Here is a 15,368-nt window from a genome sequence, read left to right on the forward strand (position 1 = left end):
CCCGGGATGTGCCATGAGATATCCAGAAACCGTGCGCCTGCCGCTCGTGGAAGACCTCCACGGCCACCGCGTCGCCGACCCGTACCGCTGGCTGGAGGACCCCGGCAGCCCCGAGACCAAGGCGTGGCTCGCCGAGCAGGACGAGCTGTGGCGCGGCGCCGCCCCGCCCCTGCGCGAGGCGTTCCACGCGCGGCTGACCGAGCTCGGCGCCGTCGGCATGGTCACGCCGCCCGTGTGGCGCGGCGAGCGCTGCTTCCACCAGAGCCAGTCCGCCGGCCAGGAGCACCCGGTGCTGTACCGCGACGGCGTGCCGGTGCTGGACCCGATGGAGCTCGACCCCGCCGGCCTGACCACCCTCGACGACTGGCACCCGGGCCCGGACGGCAGACTGCTGGCGTACCAGCTCTCCCGCAGCGGCGACGAGCGGGCGGACCTCTACGTGCGCGACCTCGACACGGGCCTGGTGCTCGACGGCCCGATCGGCGGCTGCCGCTACTCCCCGGTCGCGTGGCTGCCCGGCGGCGACGCGTTCTACTACGTGCGCTTCCACGAGGGCGTGTTCCTGCACCGGCTCGGCGTCGCCGAGGACGTGCCGGTGTGCGGCGCGGGCGCCGTGGGGTACGGGATCTCGATCAGCCCCGACGGCCGGTGGCTGCTCGTCTCCGCGGGCGGGTCCGCGTACCAGGACGTGTGGGTCGCCGACCTGGCGCGCGGCGGGCCGGAGGAGCCGTCGCTGCGCGCCGCCCAGCGGGGCGTGCGGGCGCGCACCGCGGCGGGGATCGGCCCGGACGGCCGGCTCTACCTGCTGACCGACCGGGACGCGCCGCGGCGCAGGCTGTGCGTGGCCGACCCGGCCGAGCCGGACCGCTGGCGCGAGCTGGTCCCCGAGGACCCGGACGCCGTGCTCGGCGCCTTCACCGTTCTGGAGGGCGGCAGGCTCCTGGTCTCGGCCGTCCGCCACGCCGTCGCGGAGATCACCGTGTACGACGCGGAGACGGGAGAGGCCGCCGGGCCGGTGCCGCTGCCGGGCAACGGCTCCGTCGGCGCGTTCACGTCCCGGCCGGGCCGCGGGCACGAGGCCTGGTTCAGCTACACCGACGCGGTCACCCCGCCCCAGGTGTGGCGGTACGACGCGCGCGACGGCACGGCGGAGCTGTGGGCGGCGCCGCCCGGCCAGGCGCCCGCGCCGGACGTGGAGAGCCGGCACGTCGAGTACGAATCCGCCGACGGCACCCGCATCCGCATGATCGTCATCGCCCGCCCGGACACCGGGGGCGGGCCGCGCCCGGCGATCCTGAACGGCTACGGCGGGTTCGGCGTCCCCCTGCTGCCCGGCTACGCCGCGGACTCGCTCGCCTGGGTGGCGGCCGGCGGCGTGCTCGCCATCGCCAACCTGCGCGGCGGCGGCGAGGAGGGCGAGGCCTGGCACCGCGACGGCATGCTGGAGCGCAAGCAGAACGTGTTCGACGACTTCGTCGCCGCCGCCGAGAAGCTGATCGCCGACGGCTGGACCACCCCGGACCGGCTGGCCGTCTGGGGAGAGTCGAACGGCGGCCTGCTCGTCGGCGCCGCCATCACCCAGCGGCCCGACCTGTTCGCGGCCGCGGTCTGCTCGGCGGGCCTGCTCGACATGGTCCGCTACCACCACTCCGGCCTCGGGCCGTCCTGGGTGGCCGAGTACGGGTGCGCCGACGACCCGGAGCAGCTCCCCTGGCTGCTCGCGTACTCGCCCTACCACCGGGTCAGGGAGGGGGTGGACTACCCGGCGACGCTGTTCACGGTGTCGGCCGCCGACACCCGGGTGGATCCGATGCACGCCCGCAAGATGTGCGCGGCGATGCAGCACGCCACCTCGGGGGACCGGCCGATCCTGCTGCGGCACGAGCCGGACGTCGGCCACGGCGCCCGGGCGGCGAGCCGCTCGATCGCGCTGGCGGCCGACGCGCTGGCGTTCATCGCGCGGCACACCTCAGATCCAGCCGGCCTCGCGGGCGATGCGGATGGCGTCGATGCGGCTGCGGGCGCCCAGCTTGGCGGTGGTCCGGTGCAGGTAGTTGCGGACGGTTCCCTCCCCTAAGAACAGGGACGCGGCGATCTCCGGCACCGACGCGCCCTCCGCGGCCGCGCCGATCACGTCCAGCTCCCGCCGGGTCAGCGGCGCGTCCGGCGGCCGCATGGCGGCGATCGCCAGCTCCGAGTCGATCACCCGTTCCCCGTCGGCCACCCGCCGGATGGCGTCCGCCAGGTGGCCGGGCGGCGCGTCCTTGGCCATGAAACCCCGCACGTGCACGTCCAGCGCCCGCTTGAGCAGCCCGGGCGTGCCGACCCCGGTGAGGATCAGCACGCCGCACTCCGGCAGCTCGTCGTGCAGCTCGCCCGCCGCGGCCAGCCCGTCCTTGCCGGGCAGCGCGATGTCGAGCACGGCCACGTCCGGCCGGTGCTCCAGCGCGGAGGGCAGGATCTTGTCGCCTCTGTCGACCTCGGCGACGATCTCGATGTCCTCCTCGTAGGCGAGCAGGGCGACGAGCGCCCCCCGGACCAGATGCATATCCTCAGCCAGTATGGTGCGGATCATCGCGGATTCCTCGCGCTCTGTGGGGTCCTGGTCACTGCGGGGCTACATACCCAGCCATGTAGGCCGGAAAAGCGCGATTCAGAACGGGCCGCGGGGCATGATCATGGTCACGCCCGCCACGGAGCCGATCGACGCGAGCGCCTTGCCCGCGTCGGCCAGCCCGACCGTACGGGTGACGAGCTGGTCGGGGTGGAGCACGCCCGCCCTGATCAGCTCCAGCATGCGTGGGTAGGCGTGCGCGGCCATCCCGTGGCTGCCCAGCAGCCGCAGCTCCTGGGCGATCACCCGGCCCATCGGCACCGGCGTCGCCGCGCCGGGCAGCAGCCCGACCTGGACGTGGCGGCCCCGGCGGCGCAGGCTCTCGACGGACGCGGCGCAGGTCCGCGGGCTGCCCAGCGCGTCGATCGACACGTGCGCGCCGCCCCTGGTCAGCTCCCGCACCTGGGTGGCGGAGTCGCCCGCGGAGCCGTCGACGAAGTGGGTGGCGCCGGCCAGCTCGGCCAGGTGGAGGGCGTCGCCGCTGATGTCGACGGCCACCACCCTGGCCCCCACCGCGGTGGCGATCATGATGGCGGACAGGCCGACACCGCCGCAGCCGTGCACCGCCACCCACTCGCCCGGCCGAACCCCGGCCACCTGGTCCACCGCACGGAAGGAGGTGGCGAACCGGCAGCCGAGCGAGGCCGCGGTCGCGTACGACATCTCCTCCGGCAGCGCGACCAGGTTGACGTCGGCGTGGTCGATCGACACCAGCTCGGCGAAGGAGCCCCAGTGGGTGAACCCCGGCTGCGTTTGCCGTTCGCACACCTGCTGCTCGCCCGCCTGGCACGCCGCGCAGGACCCGCACGCGCACACGAACGGGACCGTCACCCGCGCCCCCGGCCGCCAGCCGCGCACCTCGGCCCCGACCGCCTCCACGACCCCGGCCAGCTCGTGGCCGGGCACGTGCGGCAGCACCCGGATGTCGGGGTCGTGCCCCTGCCAGCCGTGCCAGTCGCTGCGGCACAGGCCGGTGGCCTCGACGCGGATCACCGCCCCGTGCGGGGCGGGCGCCGGGTCGGGCAGCTCGCGCAGGTCGAGCTCGCCACCGAATTCGTCGTAGACAACAGCACGCATCTCATGAGCTTAGAGTGAGCCGCCGCAGCTCGCACAGGCCTCGCGTCACGGTCCCGTTCCGCAGGACAGCGCACTGTGACCTGGTGACGGGTGTCAACCCCCCTTCCCAGGACAGATGAGGGGCATGGGACAGGATCTGGATAAAGCACGGTTTACCGAGGACGAATTCCTGCGGTTCGGCGAGCGGCTCCACGAGCAGCTCACGGTGCTGCGCGAGCTGCTCGACCGCCCCGGCTTCGGCGAGGGGCCGGTCACGATCGGCGCGGAGCTGGAGCTCTTCCTCGTCGACGAGCAGGGCAGGCCGCTGCCGCGCAACAGCGAGGTGCGCGACCGCCTCGGCGATCCCCGCGTGGTGCTGGAGCTGGGCCGCTACAACATCGAGGTGAACCTCACCCCCATCCCGCTGGCCGGGCGGCCGTTCGAGCGGCTGGGGGCGGAGATCCAGGAGACGATGTGCATGGTTGACGAGGCCGTCGAAGGAGGCGGGGCGCTGCCCATCGGCATCCTGCCGACGCTCGACGTGGGCGACTTCACCGCCGACGCGATGAGCGAGGAGAACCGCTACGAGGCGTTGCGCAGGGGCCTGCGGCGGCTGCGGCTGGAACCGTTCCTGGTCAAGGTCGAGGACCTGGAACTGCGCGTGGAGAACGTCATCCTGGAGAGCGCCAACACCTCCTGGCAGGTGCACCTGCGGGTGCCGCCGAACCGGTTCGCCCGGCTGTTCAACGCCGCCCAGCTGGCGATCGGCCCGGTGCTGGCGGCCTGCGGGAACTCGCCGGCGTTCCTCGGCCGGACGCTGTGGGAGGAGACCAGGATCGCGCTGTTCGAGGAGGCGGCCGACGACCGCGACGTGGAGCGGCTCTACCGCAAGGACGGGCGGGTGACCTTCGGCTCCGACTGGGTGCGCGAGGGCGCGTACGAGCTCTTCGAACGGTACGTCAACGACTACGACCCGGTCGTGCCCAACCTCGTCGAGGACGGCGACCGTACGGACGTGCCCGAGCTGCGGCTGCACCAGGGCACGATCTGGCAGTGGAACCGGCCCGTCTACGACCCCGCCGACGGCGGCCACCTGCGCATCGAGATGCGCGCCCTGCCCGCCGGCCCGTCGTGCGCCGACATGACCGCCAACACCGCGTTCCTGCTCGGGCTGACGCTGGCGCAGGCCGAGCGCGACCTGACCGGCTACCGGTTCGCGGAGGCGTACCAGAACTTCTACCGCGCGGCCATGCACGGGCTGGACGCCAAGCTGTCGTGGCCGGGCCGCGACGGCGAGTTCGAAGCCGCCGACCTGGTGCTGAGCCTGCTGCCCGAGGCGCGCGCCGCGCTGCTGGCCAACGGCGTGTCGGTGAAGGACGCCGACGACGCGCTCGGCATCATCGAGCAGCGCACCCGGCTGCGCCGCACCGGCGCGGCCTGGCAGCGGGAGAAGCTGGCCGAGTTCGGCGGCGACCGGGCCCGGCTGGTGCGCCGCTACCGGGAGCTGGCACTGTCGGGGCTGCCGGTACACCTGTGGTCGTAGTGACGCAACCTTCTCGTCACCCCTTCCGTCAGACTCTTGCGTACAGACGGGAAAAGCGAGGGATGCATGGCTGACACGGGGATGAAACCCACCGACGGGACCCCCTTCCGGTTGGTGCGTGACACCGGGACCCTGGCGGAGGGGGCGGCGAAGCTGGCCGGCGAGATCCGCGCCGCCCCGATCGAGGAGGTGCTGGCCCAGGCCAACAGGAAGGCCGTGCGCAAGGGCGCGCCCGAGGCGTTCGGGTCGATGCCCAAGCCGTCGGTGTGGTACGCGTTCGACCAGGGCGACCAGGAGACCGCCGACTGGTACCCGCAAGGGCTGACCTGCGGGGCGGACTCCGGGACGATCCCGGTCTCGGTGTTCGTCGCCACGTGGTACTACCGGCCGGAGGCGGGCGAGCGGGGGATCAGGGTGACGTTCTTAAGCCCCTCGACGCTGAAATACCGGCACGCGCTGCTGGTCGAGGCCGCCCCCGACGGGTCGTACAAGCCCATCGACATCCACGCGGGCGGCGTCGCCTGCTACGGCGACCTGCTCTACGTCGCCGACACCACCAGGGGCCTGCGGGTCTTCGACCTGAACAACGTGCTCGACCTGACCAGCGCGCAGGCCGGCGTGGGCGACGGGGAGCGGGTGGGCCGGCACGGAGGCCGGCTGCACGCCTTCGGCTACCGCTACGTCATCCCGCAGACCGACTTCTGGAGGGTCGCGGTCAAGGGCGCCAGGTTCTCGTTCGTCGGCCTGGACCGCAGCACCACCCCGCACACGCTGATCTCCGGCGAGTACGCCGAGGACCACCGCGAAGGCCGGGTCGTGCGCTGGAACCTGGAGCTGGACGGCGAGCCCGCGGACGCGTTCGTCATGGGGCACGAGAAGATCCAGGGCGCGATCTCCCGCGACGGCCGGTGGTACCTGAGCCAGTCCGCCGGCTCCGGCGCCAACGGCAGGCTGCTCGTGTACGAGAACGGGAAGCTCGCCCGGCGGCCGTTCCCGATCGGCCCGGAGGACCTGACCGCCCGGGGCGGCAAGGTGTGGAGCCTGGCCGAGTTCCGGCGCAAACGGGTGGTGTTCGGCGTCAATCTCTGAGATGCCGGTCCAGCAGCTCGCGGAAGCGGCGGTCGAAGTCGTCGTAGCGGGCCCGCAACCCGGCGCCCGGCCAGTCGTCCGGCAGCAGTTCGGGCGGCAGGAGCGGGTCGGCCAGCAGGTGGCGCAGCACCGCCGCCGACACCAGGAACCCCTCGGCCAGTCCCTCGGCCCGGTCGAGCGAGCGCCGCAGCCCGCGCGCCTCGGCCGCCCAGCCGTCGAGATCCCACAGCAGGGGAGTGGGGTCGGCGTGCGGGCGGCCGTCGATCAGCGTGCACTGGGCGGTCACGACCGCCGGCCACTCTTCCCGCAGCAGGTTGGCGGGCCGCATCCAGGTGCCCTCGCGCAGCTCGGCGAGGCGCAGCGTGGTCATGGCGTGCCGCAGCGCGGCCCGGTCGGCGGGCGCGCGCCGCTCGGCGGTGACCACGGCGATCTCCCACGTGCCGTCCCACGGCCGGGTGTGCGGGGCGCGGCTCTCGTCCTGCCTGGCCTGGCGCTCGGCCAGCCGCTCGGTCAGCGCGTAGCGGCCGCCGGACTGGACCAGGTCGCCGGCCGCCACCATGCGCGACAGCGCGACCCGTACGGTGCCCTCGGCGATGCCGAACAGCGCGCCGACGCGCACCAGGCGGCGGGCGGGCAGGCTCGGCGGATGGCTGCCCAGCAGCGCGCTGAGCACGGCCGAGCGGGCGCTGAGTGTATTACGCTCTTCCATCGCGTGTCGATGATATGTAATGCTCGGTGGTATGGGCAGGTATCTCGTCGAACCCTTCGACTCCAGCGACCGCTACGCCACCGAGCGCTACCAGGGAGCCGCGGGACGCAACTGGTGGCGCTGCGACCCGTCGCTCCAGCTGCTCATGCGCCGCCACCTCGGCGACGGCTACGCCTGGGCCGAGCCGCACCTCGACCGCCTCGGCGCGCTCATGGGCGGCCCGATCGCCGCGCACGCGGAGGAGACCGACCGCAACCCGCCCCGGCTGGAGAAGTACGACAAATGGGGGCGTGACATCAGCGAGGTCGTCATGCCGCCCTCGTTCCACGCCGCCCGCGACGCGCTCATGGCCGACAACTTCACCTCCCCGGCCTTCGCCGAGCAGGCCCGGGCCCACGGCGCCGACCCGGCCGCGCTCGCCGCCGCCTGGACCTACCTGCTCGACCAGGCCGACATCGGCATGGGCTGCGCGCTCGGCACCGGCGGCGACATGGTCGTCTCGCTCGCCGAACGCCACGCGCCCGACGACGTCAAGCAACGGGTACGGGAGATCTTCGCCAACGGCGACTACTCCGGCGAAGCCGCCCAGATGTTCACCGAGCGGACCGGTGGCTCCGACCTGGCCGCCCTGGAGACCACCGCCGAGCCGTCCGGCGACGCCTGGTCGCTGACCGGGCTGAAATGGTTCGCCTCCAACGCCAACGGGTCCGCGTTCGTGGTGCTGGCCAGGCACGAAGGCTCCGTGGCGCCGTTCCTGGTGCTGTGGGAGCGCCGCGACGGCACCCGCAACGGCGTACGCATCAGGCGGCTGAAGGACAAGCTCGGCACCCGCTCGGTCGCCTCGGCCGAGGTCGAGTTCAGCGGCGCCGAGGCGTTCCTGCTGGCCGGGCCCGGCTCCGGCTCCGGCCTCGGCACGATGATGAAGCTCACGAACGCCTCCAGGCTCGGCGTCGCCATGATGGGCGCGGGCATCGCCCGGCGCGCCCTGACCGAGTCGCTCTGCTACGCCCGCGCCCGCGAGGCGTTCGGCCGGCCGCTCGCCGACCAGCCCCTCATGCGCCGCAAGCTGACCGAGCTCATCGTCGAGGTCGAGGCCGTCCAGGCGCTCGTCTTCGACGGCCACGTCGGGCCGCGCCTGCGCCTGGCCCCCGCCCTGATCAAGCTGCGCGCCGCCCGCCTCGGCCTCACCGCCGCCAGCGACGCCGTCGAGGTGCACGGCGGCAACGGCTACATCGAGCAGTGGCCGGTCGCCAGGCTGCTCCGCGACGCCCAGGTCAACCCCATCTGGGAGGGCGGCGACCACATCCTCTGCCTCGACGTCCGCCGGGCCATGCTGCGCGAGAACGCCCACGAGCCGTTCCTCGACCGCCTGGCCGCCGCCGTGGACCAGGCTCCCTCGGGCGACTGGTCCCTGGTACGCGGCCGCGTCGACGACCTGGGCAAGGCGATCACCGCCTGGTCCTCGCTCGACCCGGCCGTGGCCGAGGCCCGGCTCTACCCGCTGGCCCAGTTCATGGCCGACGTGTACGCCGCCGCGCTGCTGGCCGAGCAGGCGGGCTGGGAGGAGCGCGCGGGCCACGGCTCCCGCAAGGCCCTGGTCGCCCGCCTCTACGCCGACGCCCACCTCGCCGACCACGGGCCCCTCCGCGGCCTCGACCGCCCCGCCGACGACCTGGACCACTTCGACACACTCACCCGAGGAGCCTTCACCTTCTGACCACCCGCACTTCTGTTCGAACGGTCAGCGGGCCCGGCGGCCCTTCTTCCGGCCGCCGGTCGCCATCCCCCGGCGTCCGGAGCCGCGCTGGACCGGCTTCGCCGCCTCCCGCCGCGCCGGCTTCTCCGCCGAAGGCTGAGGCGCACGGCCCCGCGAGCTGTTCGCCGTGCGCCCGCGGACGATCCCGATGAAGTCCTCCACCAGGTCGGTCGTCGCGTCCGTGAGCCAGGCCAGCCCCACCTGCGACTGCGGCGCGCCGGGCACCGGCCGGTAGGTGAGGTCCCTGCGATGGTGCAGCCGCGCCAGCGACTGCGGGACGACCAGCAGCCCCGCCCCGGCCGCCACCAGCCGGACCGCGTCCGCCGTCGTGGCCGGCCGCTCGAACGCGGGCTGCCCGGGGCGGACCGTCCACTCGATGGCGTCGTCCAGCGGGTGGAAGACCTCCTCGTCGGCCAGATCGGCGACGGTCACCTCGTCGGCCGCGGTCACCACGTGATCCTTCGGCACCACGACCACCGTGGTCTCCACGTACAGGGGAATCACGCTGAGCCCGTCACGGTCGACCGGCAGCCGCACGAACCCCGCGTCGGCGCCTCCGCCGCGCAGCAGACCCACCACGTCGGCGGCGGGAGCCGGGACCAGGGTGAGCGGCACGTCGGGCACCCTCTCGGCCCAGACGCCGACCCATTTCGCCGGTGTCACGCCGGGCGGGTACGCCAGCCGGAACACCCCGCCGGTCTCCTCAAGAGTCACCCCGTCAGCGTACCGATGTGAGAAGGACCGGTTCCGCCTGACTACGCTGGACTCCATGACCACGCCCAAGCCCAAGACCACCCAGACGATGAAGCCCGCGACGGCGGCCAAGAAGCTGGGCATCCTCCTCTCGGCCACCCCCGCCGAGTTCCAGGAGGGCGTGGTCTCCCGGAGCGAGCTGAACGCGCTGCAGGCCTCACCCCCCGCCTGGCTCGCCGACCTGCGCCGCAACGGCCCCCACCCCAAGCAGGTCGTCGCCGCGAAGCTCGGGGTGTCCATCTCCGGCCTGATGAGAAACGGCATCACCGACCCGCTCACCACCGCCGAGATCGACGCGCTCAAGGCGGAGAACCCCGCGTGGCTGGAGCAGGAGCGCTCCACCCAGGCCGAGGTCCGCAAAGAGGCGCAGCGCCTCAAGCAGCGCTAGCCCGTCCAGTCCGGTCGCGGGGCTCGCCGTAGATCACGTCCGCTTGTATGCTGCGTGGCCCGACCTACACGAGGACGCCCATGTCGCTGGATGAGCTGCCGGCCGGACTTCACGAGGCCGAGGACGTCACTCGCCACTACGACCTGGTCGAGCGGGCCGCCGCCGAGGGACGGGCCGGAGACCTGTACGAGCTGGCCCTGACCCTGCGCGCCGCCGAGCCCGGCTGGCAGCGCGACGCCGTCCTCCTCCACATCCAGCAGGCCCTGGCGCTGACCCCCGGCCCCGGCAACGCGGCCTGCGCCGTGCGCCTGGCCGCGACCGAGCAGCTCGACTCCCGGGTCCGCCTGGCCGCCGCCCAGCTCGCCTCCGCCCAGCCGGTGGACAACCTGCTGCCGCTGTACGAGGAGTACGAGCAGGCGCCGGAGCTGTTCGCGTGCCTGACGCAGGAGCTGGTGCTGCGTCACCCGGACATCGGCCAGCAAGGCGCCGTCCGCCGGGTGACCGCCCATCTGGCGGACGCGAACCACCCCCTGGCCATCCTCCCGCCGGCCCTGCTGCCTTTCGAGGACGCCTTGGACCTGCCCTCGTACAGCCTGCGCGGGGCGTCGTACGCGATCCCGTTCGGTCCCGTCGAGCGGTCCGGCTTCCCGCGGCGGCCCGGCCACCAGATGCCGGCGGTGGAGCTGCTCGCGCCCGGCCTGCTCACGGCAGCCGTGGAGAACTGGGCGGAGGACTCCAACGGCCGGATCGAGGCGCGGGCGTTCCGGCTCGCGATGCCGGCCGAGCTGGACGCGGAGCTGCTGGAAGGGCTCGGGCTGACCTGCCTCGCCGGCGAGGGCGAGGTGACCGTGCGCGCCGCCACGCCGTCGGAGGTGATGCGGGTGCTGTTCGCGGCGGCGGCCATCGGCTCCGCCTACGGCAGCGGCCGGGGCGGCGCCTACGGCAGGCTGCTGGCCTGGCAGTCGATGACCGCCCTGGCGGGCGGCACCCGCGTCGAGGACGCCGCCGGCCGCACCTGGGTCCTGTTCGACGCCTCGACCGCCTGGTTCTACCAGGTCGCCTGGGACGTCGGCATCGCCGCCCTCGACCCCGACCGCCTCCTGGTCCACGTCCTCGCCGCCACCGACACCGACTGAGACGCGGCCGAGCCGGTCTCCCGGTCAGTCGCCGCCGAAGCCGGCGCCACCGTCGGCGGCCTCGCACTGAGTTGGTATCCGCATCATCACCCAGGCGTGCCCAGTCGCAGGGTTCGCTTGCAACTCGGCGACCACTTATCGACGGTGCGTTGGTATCATCCCGACAGGGCGTCGGGAAAAGGAGCCATGGCGCTACGGAGAAGGGCATCCCCCATGCACATGATCATGAACCGCATCGACGTTCCCGCCGAGGACGCCAAGGCGTTCGAGGCCACCTTCATGGAGAGCATGCGCGCCACCCTCGCCGGCGTCCCCGGCCTGCGGCGCAGCTCCCTCCTGCGCCCCACGGAGGAAGGGCAGCCCTACGTGTCCACGATGGAGTTCGACTCCCGCGCGGACTTCATCGCCTGGCTGCGCTCCGACTCGTTCAAAGCCGCCCACTCCGACCGCGAGGCGCCTGGCATGGACACCACCTCCGCCATCGAGCAGTACGAGGAGATCGGGACGATCGAGACCTGACGCCCCCCACCGGGCTTCGGGGCCGTGCCCTGCCCTGGCCGCACGGCATCACGGGGTCGCGGAGCGACCCGCTTCTGCGGGGACGTCCTGATACGCGAGTCTGGTGCAGTCGCTGTCCGGGCTTTCGGAGACGCGGATGACCGTGTCCAGACGATCACGGGTACGGGTCAACTCCGCGATCTGGGCATCGATGCGATCGCGTTCGGCGGCGAGCCGGGCACGCGTGGCGGGAGTGCTGACCTTGGATTCGACGCAGGGGAGCAGTTCGGCGATGGTCCGGCTGGACAGGCCGGCCGCGTACAGCATCTGGATCAGATGGACCCGGTCGGCCGCCGACTCGGGGTAGTGGCGCTGCCCGGAGCTGCTCCGGTGCGCCTCCAGCAGTCCCTGCTCCTCGTAGTAGCGCAGCGCCCGCACGCTGACGCCCGACCTCGCCGCCAGATCGCCGATCCGCACCATGACCTCCATCACAAGACTTGCCTCTGACGTCAACGTCAGGTCTTAGCGTATCCGCATGCAGATCAACGGAGCACATGTGCTGGTCACCGGGGCCAACCGCGGCCTGGGCCGGCAGTTCGTCCTGTCCCTCCTCGACCGCGGCGCCGGCAAGGTGTACGCCACCGCCCGTCGTCCCGACCTCATCGACGTGCCGGGAGTCGTCCCGCTGCGGCTGGACATCACCGATCCGGCATCGGTCGCCGCCGCGGTGACAGCGGCATCCGACGTCAAGATCGTCATCAACAACGCGGGAATCTCGACCGGGACGAATCTGGTCACCGGAGACCTGGACGTGATCCGCCGCGAGATGGACACCCACTTCTACGGCACTCTCCACGTGATCCGTGCCTTCGCGCCCCAGCTGGCCGACGGCGCGATCCTCAACGTTCTGTCCGCCATCTCATGGTTCGCCTCCGCCGGTGCGGGCGCATACCACGCGGCGAAGGCCGCGGAGTGGGCGCTCACCAACAGCGCACGCCTGGAACTGGCCGGACAGCGCACCCTGGTCACGGGCCTGCACCTGGGCGCCGCCGACACCGACATGATGGCCTGGTACGACGGCGACAAGAGCGCTCCCGAGGCGATCGTCGCGGCGGCCCTCGACGGCATCGAGGCGCACCGGCCTGAAGTGCTCGCCGACGACTGGAGCCGCCAGGTGAAGGCATGGCTGTCCGAGGACCCCGATGTCATCTACCGGGAAGCGGCGGCCGCCCTCTCGGCCTGACCGCCCTCGCCCGGCTGGACGATCTTCCCTTTACTCTCGAATGAAAATTTCATAAGAACACAGAAACTTTCTTGTCAGAAGGTTCTTTAATCATCAATGATTGCTGAGTCAGAGGTTTCTGTGGAACAAGAACCAAGGGAGGCAGCCGTGAAAATCAGTCACCGCGCCGCCAGAGCGGCGCTCGGCGCGACGGCAGGACTGGCCATCGCCTTGGCCGGCAGCACCCCCGCTTCGGCGGCGACGTGGGACCTCATGGGGGAAAACCAAATCTGCATCAAACACGGCCACTCTCACTGGACATACTTCGTGGCCGCTGTCGTCGGCAGCTGGTCGTCGACCGTCCATGTCACAGTGGAGAATCTGCCCCCCGGGGCTGTCGTCACCCAGGCCGACGAAATCCCACCCGGCTCGAATCACACCAACTCGAACGGTTCGACAACGATCAACGGCTGGGTCTTCGCAGAGTTCGACCCGCTCCCGATCGGCGTCTACACGGCGCAGATGACGGCTTCGGACGGGACGCAAACCCTGTCCGACCCCGTCACCATCACCGTCAAGGAGCGCTGCTACTAAGCGCGCATTCGAAAAGCCTGCTTGGAACAGGGCAAAAGGTTTGCTCTATCCGCCGGTGTGCACCAGCCCTCGCATGGCGGAAAAGCCCGGCAGGAATGCTCGGCAACGTAGGCCACGTACCTGTACGGATGCGTTCCCCTGCGAAGGTGAGCAGATCAACTGTCCGCGGCTCCCCCATGGGCCGCGGACAGTGGATCGCTTCGCCACAAGCTCCTGCGGCTCGACGGAAGCACCGTTCTCCCTTTTCGGTGCACCACCTGAGAACGCTTCGACCCTGAGGGGGAATCGCCGGGAGTCGCATGGCCGTAACGTCAGAAGTCGAAGATGCCGTTCTTCGCGCCTGCCACTAACTTGGTCCAGACGGCCCGGCGGAGAACCCAGGGCAGGAGCAGCGGCTGTACGGGGAAGCCTTCCTGGCGCTCGAAGAGTTCGAACGCCAGGGTGCCGAACTGGGTGATCGAGCGGCCTCGCCGGCCCGCGACGGTCTCACCAGCGGCGCGCTGCGTCCTTCGGCGCGGCGCTGATCGGCAGGAACGGACTCGGCGTCCCGCTCCACGACACGTGCAACGACTCCCTCGCGGAAGACCCGCCACGCCGCGAACGGCTTCTCCAGGATGTCGGCCGGCCCCTGCGGCCCGGTGGCCAGCGTGATGTGGCTCATGGTGTTGGCGATCGCCATCTCCAGGCTCGGCTGGCCGACCTGATCGCCGCCGGGCCGTCGTTCGGCGACCATGTCCCGGTAGACCTCCTCGGGCGCGAAGCCCTCGGCGAGATACTGCAGCACCTCGAACTGGCCCTCCGGGAACAGGCTCGCGAAAGCCTCCGGCGCCGGGGTGGCGCTGTTGACGCTGACCCGGCGCTTCTTCGCCCACTCGTCGGCGTCGTCGTGCGGCAGGATGTTCAGCAGCAGGAAGACGTCGCTGCCAGCACCACACCTCGCCAGAAGCCGGTGATCCGTACGGTCCGGATGCGGGAGTCCTTCGCCTGTGCGACCGACTCCAGGTGCACGCCCTTCTTCCCGTGGAGCTGGTTGACGGTGAGTTCCTGGAACCGCCGCATCACCTTGCGCACCCCCGCCTTGACGTCCTTCTCCAGGGCGTCATAGCTCTCCCAGAAGGTGCTGGCGAAGGCGAGCTGTGGCACGAGGAGACCTCCTGGGGGAGTGAGTGGGGGATCACCAGGGTACGAGCGAGCCGCCTGTGGAGCCAGCCCTGAGCACTCGTCGCCGACTGATCCAGTCCTCCGGGCTCTATGTGCGACGGGCTTGGTCAGATGCCGATGATCTTGACCCGGTCGCCGCACAGCCGGGCCATGTCGTCGACATCGGATGTCAGCATGGCGACCGGAGCCGGTTGGCGCAGAGCTACTTCAGCGACCGTCGCGTCGATCGCGTGCCGGTGGCCGTGCAGCCCTGCGGTTTTGAGCAACTTCGCGGACACTTTCGCCGTGCCCTGGGTCACCGGCTCAACCTTCACCCGGGAGAGCACCCACTGCAGTCGGGACATGTTCACCCGGGCGTGGCTGACTTCGACGATGGTGTTGGCCCCGATGACGAAGTCGGCACCCATGGTGTGGAACACCTGCAACATCGCGAGGATCTTACGGTCCTCCGCGATCCAGGCGGACAGGCCCTGACAGTCCAGGACGACGGTCTCGACACGTTTGATCACGACGGGTCCGCCGCGCCGTCGTGGTCGGAGGACCCGAAGATCCTGGCGCGAGCGCGAGCCAGTTCCTCATCGGTGAACTCCCCGTGCTCTTCCTGGTGACGCCGCAGGTCTTCGCCGAGGAGTTGGTGCCGCAACTGGCGTGCCACCGCCTCGGCGACGTAGCCGGAGACGTTGTCGGTGAGCTTTCTGAGCTCGGTCACCTGATCGCTCGGCAAGGTCACAGTGATACGTGTCGTGTCCGCCATAGGGCAAGCATACTGCGGTATGCGGATAGGTGTGCTGAAGCTGTCTGAAGGAACGGCGAACCTTTGCGAGCACCGACTACGTACCGTGCCGGAGA

The 15,368-nt window shown here is 71.5% G+C and carries 18 protein-coding genes; 9 read left to right on the forward strand and 9 right to left on the reverse strand.

The window, feature by feature from the left end; all coding sequences use genetic code 11:
* Positions 1-13 precede the first annotated feature (13 nt).
* Positions 14-2,077 (forward strand): prolyl oligopeptidase family protein, encoded by a 2,064-nt coding sequence (locus FR742_RS09585; protein WP_148030622.1) that lies wholly within the window; start codon positions 14-16, stop codon positions 2,075-2,077.
* On the opposite strand, the gene FR742_RS09590 is transcribed toward FR742_RS09585, so the two are convergent.
* The gene (locus FR742_RS09590) at positions 1,970-2,575 is read right to left on the reverse strand and encodes a DNA-binding response regulator (protein WP_148030623.1); all 606 of its coding nucleotides are present in this window, start codon (positions 2,573-2,575) and stop codon (positions 1,970-1,972) included. The genes FR742_RS09585 and FR742_RS09590 overlap by 108 nt on opposite strands.
* A 78-nt stretch (positions 2,576-2,653) precedes the next feature.
* On the reverse strand, positions 2,654-3,691 hold the full coding sequence (locus tag FR742_RS09595; RefSeq protein WP_148030624.1) for a zinc-dependent alcohol dehydrogenase family protein: 1,038 nt from the start codon (positions 3,689-3,691) through the stop codon (positions 2,654-2,656).
* Positions 3,692-3,815: 124 nt separating this feature from the next.
* On the opposite strand from FR742_RS09595, the gene FR742_RS09600 reads away from it, so the two are divergent.
* Positions 3,816-5,213 (forward strand): glutamate--cysteine ligase, encoded by a 1,398-nt coding sequence (locus FR742_RS09600; RefSeq protein ID WP_148030625.1) that lies wholly within the window; start codon positions 3,816-3,818, stop codon positions 5,211-5,213.
* Between the two features lie 66 nt (positions 5,214-5,279).
* Positions 5,280-6,302 carry a hypothetical protein gene (locus FR742_RS09605; RefSeq protein ID WP_148030626.1) on the forward strand — a complete coding sequence of 341 codons (1,023 nt, stop codon included), beginning with the start codon at positions 5,280-5,282 and terminating at the stop codon, positions 6,300-6,302.
* Here FR742_RS09605 and FR742_RS09610 read toward each other — a convergent pair.
* Positions 6,292-7,011 carry a PaaX family transcriptional regulator C-terminal domain-containing protein gene (locus tag FR742_RS09610; RefSeq protein ID WP_148030627.1) on the reverse strand — a complete coding sequence of 240 codons (720 nt, stop codon included), beginning with the start codon at positions 7,009-7,011 and terminating at the stop codon, positions 6,292-6,294. The two genes, FR742_RS09605 and FR742_RS09610, sit on opposite strands and share 11 nt — an antisense overlap.
* 31 nt (positions 7,012-7,042) lie before the next feature.
* On the opposite strand from FR742_RS09610, the gene FR742_RS09615 reads away from it, so the two are divergent.
* Positions 7,043-8,728, forward strand: coding sequence for an acyl-CoA dehydrogenase family protein (locus tag FR742_RS09615; RefSeq protein WP_148030628.1), 1,686 nt, complete (start codon positions 7,043-7,045; stop codon positions 8,726-8,728).
* A gap of 24 nt (positions 8,729-8,752) precedes the next feature.
* On the opposite strand, the gene FR742_RS09620 is transcribed toward FR742_RS09615, so the two are convergent.
* Positions 8,753-9,481 carry a LysR substrate-binding domain-containing protein gene (locus tag FR742_RS09620; protein ID WP_261808445.1) on the reverse strand — a complete coding sequence of 243 codons (729 nt, stop codon included), beginning with the start codon at positions 9,479-9,481 and terminating at the stop codon, positions 8,753-8,755.
* Between the two features lie 55 nt (positions 9,482-9,536).
* Between FR742_RS09620 and FR742_RS09625 the strand changes: the two genes are divergently transcribed.
* From FR742_RS09625 to FR742_RS09635, 3 genes are all read left to right on the forward strand, one after another.
* Positions 9,537-9,908, forward strand: a complete 372-nt coding sequence (locus tag FR742_RS09625; RefSeq protein ID WP_148030630.1) for a DUF5997 family protein — start codon at positions 9,537-9,539, stop codon at positions 9,906-9,908.
* An 80-nt stretch (positions 9,909-9,988) separates the two neighbouring features.
* Positions 9,989-11,044, forward strand: coding sequence for a DUF6183 family protein (locus FR742_RS09630; RefSeq protein WP_148030631.1), 1,056 nt, complete (start codon positions 9,989-9,991; stop codon positions 11,042-11,044).
* 225 nt (positions 11,045-11,269) lie between these two features.
* Positions 11,270-11,563, forward strand: coding sequence for an antibiotic biosynthesis monooxygenase (locus FR742_RS09635; RefSeq protein ID WP_261808446.1), 294 nt, complete (start codon positions 11,270-11,272; stop codon positions 11,561-11,563).
* 48 nt (positions 11,564-11,611) lie between these two features.
* Here FR742_RS09635 and FR742_RS09640 read toward each other — a convergent pair whose 3' ends face one another.
* A complete protein-coding gene (locus FR742_RS09640; protein ID WP_148034446.1) occupies positions 11,612-12,019 on the reverse strand; it encodes a MerR family transcriptional regulator in 408 nt (135 codons plus the stop codon).
* A 58-nt stretch (positions 12,020-12,077) separates the two neighbouring features.
* On the opposite strand from FR742_RS09640, the gene FR742_RS09645 reads away from it, so the two are divergent.
* Together FR742_RS09645 and FR742_RS09650 are read left to right on the forward strand one after the other, a co-directional pair.
* Entirely contained in the window at positions 12,078-12,785 is a 708-nt protein-coding gene (locus tag FR742_RS09645) for an SDR family oxidoreductase (RefSeq protein WP_148030633.1), read from the forward strand.
* A 147-nt stretch (positions 12,786-12,932) separates the two neighbouring features.
* Positions 12,933-13,358, forward strand: coding sequence for a DUF5980 family protein (locus tag FR742_RS09650; RefSeq protein WP_148030634.1), 426 nt, complete (start codon positions 12,933-12,935; stop codon positions 13,356-13,358).
* 346 nt (positions 13,359-13,704) lie between these two features.
* Here FR742_RS09650 and FR742_RS09655 read toward each other — a convergent pair whose 3' ends face one another.
* From FR742_RS09655 to FR742_RS09670, 4 genes are all read right to left on the reverse strand, one after another.
* A complete protein-coding gene (locus FR742_RS09655; RefSeq protein ID WP_148030635.1) occupies positions 13,705-14,142 on the reverse strand; it encodes a hypothetical protein in 438 nt (145 codons plus the stop codon).
* A gap of 116 nt (positions 14,143-14,258) precedes the next feature.
* Positions 14,259-14,501, reverse strand: a complete 243-nt coding sequence (locus tag FR742_RS09660; protein ID WP_148030636.1) for a hypothetical protein — start codon at positions 14,499-14,501, stop codon at positions 14,259-14,261.
* Between the two features lie 125 nt (positions 14,502-14,626).
* On the reverse strand, positions 14,627-15,028 hold the full coding sequence (locus tag FR742_RS09665; RefSeq protein ID WP_148030637.1) for a DNA-binding protein: 402 nt from the start codon (positions 15,026-15,028) through the stop codon (positions 14,627-14,629).
* Complete coding sequence (locus tag FR742_RS09670; protein WP_148030638.1) at positions 15,025-15,273, reverse strand: type II toxin-antitoxin system CcdA family antitoxin; 249 nt, start codon at positions 15,271-15,273, stop codon at positions 15,025-15,027. Before FR742_RS09670 ends, FR742_RS09665 begins: the two co-directional genes overlap by 4 nt.
* Positions 15,274-15,368 lie beyond the last annotated feature (95 nt).

The organism is Nonomuraea sp. C10 (assembly GCF_008017515.1).
GTDB classification, from domain to species: Bacteria; Actinomycetota; Actinomycetes; order Streptosporangiales; family Streptosporangiaceae; genus Nonomuraea; species Nonomuraea ferruginea.

Bases quoted from the DNA above. Each gene is read 5' to 3' on its own strand.
- FR742_RS09585 (WP_148030622.1), top strand. From the start codon at position 14: ATGAGATATCCAGAAACCGTGCGCCTGCCGCTCGTGGAAGACCTCCAC.
- FR742_RS09590 (WP_148030623.1), bottom strand. From the start codon at position 2,575: ATGATCCGCACCATACTGGCTGAGGATATGCATCTGGTCCGGGGGGCG.
- FR742_RS09595 (WP_148030624.1), bottom strand. From the start codon at position 3,691: ATGCGTGCTGTTGTCTACGACGAATTCGGTGGCGAGCTCGACCTGCGC.
- FR742_RS09600 (WP_148030625.1), top strand. From the start codon at position 3,816: ATGGGACAGGATCTGGATAAAGCACGGTTTACCGAGGACGAATTCCTG.
- FR742_RS09605 (WP_148030626.1), top strand. From the start codon at position 5,280: ATGGCTGACACGGGGATGAAACCCACCGACGGGACCCCCTTCCGGTTG.
- FR742_RS09610 (WP_148030627.1), bottom strand. From the start codon at position 7,011: ATGGAAGAGCGTAATACACTCAGCGCCCGCTCGGCCGTGCTCAGCGCG.
- FR742_RS09615 (WP_148030628.1), top strand. From the start codon at position 7,043: ATGGGCAGGTATCTCGTCGAACCCTTCGACTCCAGCGACCGCTACGCC.
- FR742_RS09625 (WP_148030630.1), top strand. From the start codon at position 9,537: ATGACCACGCCCAAGCCCAAGACCACCCAGACGATGAAGCCCGCGACG.
- FR742_RS09630 (WP_148030631.1), top strand. From the start codon at position 9,989: ATGTCGCTGGATGAGCTGCCGGCCGGACTTCACGAGGCCGAGGACGTC.
- FR742_RS09635 (WP_261808446.1), top strand. From the start codon at position 11,270: ATGAACCGCATCGACGTTCCCGCCGAGGACGCCAAGGCGTTCGAGGCC.
- FR742_RS09645 (WP_148030633.1), top strand. From the start codon at position 12,078: ATGCAGATCAACGGAGCACATGTGCTGGTCACCGGGGCCAACCGCGGC.
- FR742_RS09670 (WP_148030638.1), bottom strand. From the start codon at position 15,273: ATGGCGGACACGACACGTATCACTGTGACCTTGCCGAGCGATCAGGTG.